Raw genomic sequence first — 2,780 nt, 5'->3', positions numbered from 1 at the left:
GCTCCATACCGGCCAGCGGTCGTACTCTAGCCGCACAACAGGCCTGATACATGACCGCACCCGATCACACGTTCAAAACCGCTCGAAGAACTGCTTGCATGAACGGGGGCATCCATACATGACCCGGGGCCGCCGGGTCAGCTCTCAGTGGAAATCAACAAGCCGGGCTTGCATTGCGGTTGCGGCGCAGAAGACGATGCGATTTTCGACGGAAGCCAACGACAGGAGCTCATTGAGCAAGGTCTTGTTTCGTTCGGCATGCTCCGCCAAAAGAGCAACCGACGTCGCCGGTAAAGCGATTGGGTCATCTCCACCTTCAAGTTCTGTCAACGGGGAACTTATGGCGAAGACCTCGATAGGGTCTGTTTCTCCCGCAAGCTGCAAGGCTGCCATGGGCTCGTCGTCGTCAATCTCGACGATTTTGCCGCCAAATGCCTCCTTCAGGGCCTTGACCGAGTTGTGCTCGACGGCGAGAGCCGGCGCCGCACAGATACCAATGAGCTTAGCGTCGGAACTGGGTATCATCAGCTCGAGGATATCTCGGACAGATGCGAGTTGAACCTGGGTGGCGTCACCGAAATCACGTATCTTGTCTTTTTCCCAAAATCGCGGAAAACCTGCTCCACATCGGTTTCGGCCTCGCGCCATTTCTCGATCGCCCCCGCAAAGCTTGCGATATCGGCAATGACGATGGCGTTAGAGAGACCATCGAGCAGGGGAAAGCTCGTGCCTCCAAAAAGGGTATAGGTGGTGAGATCGCGCAAGCCGAGCTGATACCAGACTGATTCGAGCTCGTTTGCTGCCTCTTCCGCCAGACACTCATCCGGGGCAAGCCAAAAAACATTCCCGCCATCCTCGTCGGATCGGAATGCTTCGAGCACCGCGGAAACTACCGAGTGGAGCTTACCTGCACCAAACGGCATGTGCAACAGGACCTTGCTACCGGGCAGATGAAGCTCGCGTCGAAGCTTTCCGATCCGACGAGGATGGCGGGAAGGCTCAGCGGAGATCGTTTTGGGCTCCGTATAGGGAACTCCATACCATTCGAACAGAGTTTTCTTAAAATTCGTTCGGGTGAAGTCCACGTCTCGCAACGTCGCCCTCGGCATTACCGTTGGTTGGCTCAACGCCGTGCACAAATGAATGGCGTCTTCGTCAGTCAGATGGTCAATGAGTATGCCGACGGCACTCGGATCGTCGAGAACTGCCGCCGCCCGCGCGAGGTGACGATTGTTTCAGCCATGACTGCCGGAGCCAAGGCCTCTTGACCAAGATGCTGCAAAAGCTCAACAAACTGGGTTCCCAACAGCGGCGTCAACACGTTGACGCCTTGCTCCGCAAGGTGGCGTTTAAGTTTATCAGACAAGCTTTATCCCCGATCCCCTCGCGATTGCCGTGCGGAATCGCTGAAAGATTGTGATCAGACCTTCTCGCTGACGGTGCGCGAACAATCAATAGTAGAAGTCAGTCTAAGGGCTTTGGATTTCTTAGGTCAGTCCCAGCATCACTGTGAGGGCGAATTTCAGATTATTCGACCCGACATCTCGGGCTCCTGCCTAGACAACTCCCCACGCCCGAAACCTCCCCCTGCCCGTCATCTCCCTCAAACCCAGTTCCTGAACAATCCGCCGCGCTCCTTGCGGCGTCACCTCAAGCATCTTTGCAACCATCCCGGCCGAGATCAGCGGCCGCGCCATGACGAGCTCGACGAGCTCCGGCAGCCTGGACGACGTCCGGCGCCCCTCCAGTTTGCGCATCATCATCTGCCGCGCCAGCACCAGCCGGTCATGTTCCTTCAGCCCCGTCTCCGCGGCAACCGTCAGCGCCCTTGAAATGGCCAGCAACCGCGTCTCGCGATCACGATGCCGGCGCCGATCGACGGGGATGGCTTTCAGGCCGAGATTGATTGCGGCGAGATGAGTGCCGGTGGTGACACCACCTTCGCGCAGGACCGAGGCAGCGAGCAGCCGCCCGAGCCATGGCGCATGCTGGAGCACGGCGATCTCGTTCCAGGCATCGAGTGCAACGACCGCTTGGCAGACCGGCGGCAGATCCTGAGCCCGCGCGACGACAACCCGCCATTCCTCCAGGCGTTCGTCCTCATCCCAGTCGAGATCGTAGACGAACGGATCCTTTTCGGGAGCGGTTTTGACGCGGCCCGGTTTTTTCGCTTCTTCGATCGCGGCGTCCGAGCGGGCAAGAACCGCATCGATCGCGGCAAACGCATCGCCCAGACCGTCACTGTCGGGATCCTCCGCCTCCCCTACTCCTGTCGGAGCGTCGCTCACCTCTGCATTTTCCTCCGGCACCCCCTCACCATCTCCACCCAATGATGCACCGGCCCACGGCCGGCCGCGCAGGGAGGCGAGGCCTTGAGCAGAGAGAGCCCAACCAGGTGGATGGGCGGCAATGCGACGACGGGTTTTCAGGATGTCGCGGGCGATGGTGAGTTCGTGGGTGGGCGCGCGGATGTCTCGGAAAGCGTCATGCAAAACGAGGTCCTCGAGATGGACGAGTTCGCCATCGACCCAGAGCGAGGCATGGGCTTCCAGGAAATGCGAGCGCTCGAGAAAACCCTCGCCGACGGGAGAGCGGGCGATGCGTTCGTCGAGCCGGGCCAGCGCGACCGCAGCCTCGGAGATCGGCCGAAGCAGTACCTGGAGCAAATCCGGTGGCACCAGGGATTCCTGTTTCCGGTAATTCATGATTCACTCCCGTGATGACGAAGCGCCGCCTGCCTATGGTCGAGCATGCCGACACGCTGTCGCTGAAGGCGCTGC

Annotated in this window: 4 protein-coding genes; all 4 read right to left on the bottom strand. The window is 59.7% G+C overall.

Going from position 1 to position 2,780, the window contains the following annotated elements; translation table 11 throughout:
- Positions 1-144: 144 nt before the first annotated feature.
- Positions 145-525 (bottom strand): hypothetical protein, encoded by a 381-nt coding sequence (locus DYZ14_RS23945; protein WP_154722930.1) that lies wholly within the window; start codon positions 523-525, stop codon positions 145-147.
- Positions 525-1,085, bottom strand: a complete 561-nt coding sequence (locus DYZ14_RS23940; protein ID WP_154722929.1) for a hypothetical protein — start codon at positions 1,083-1,085, stop codon at positions 525-527. Before DYZ14_RS23940 ends, DYZ14_RS23945 begins: the two co-directional genes overlap by 1 nt.
- A 74-nt stretch (positions 1,086-1,159) precedes the next feature.
- The gene (locus DYZ14_RS23935) at positions 1,160-1,366 is read right to left on the bottom strand and encodes a hypothetical protein (RefSeq protein ID WP_154722928.1); all 207 of its coding nucleotides are present in this window, start codon (positions 1,364-1,366) and stop codon (positions 1,160-1,162) included.
- 190 nt (positions 1,367-1,556) lie between these two features.
- Positions 1,557-2,705, bottom strand: coding sequence for an RHE_PE00001 family protein (locus tag DYZ14_RS23930; RefSeq protein ID WP_154722927.1), 1,149 nt, complete (start codon positions 2,703-2,705; stop codon positions 1,557-1,559).
- Positions 2,706-2,780: the final 75 nt, after the last annotated feature.

Source organism: Ciceribacter sp. T2.26MG-112.2 (assembly GCF_900492205.1).
GTDB classification, from domain to species: domain Bacteria; phylum Pseudomonadota; class Alphaproteobacteria; order Rhizobiales; family Rhizobiaceae; genus Allorhizobium; species Allorhizobium naphthalenivorans_A.
Note: the sequence above shows the minus strand (reverse complement) of the source record. Positions and strands in the feature narration are given on the sequence as shown.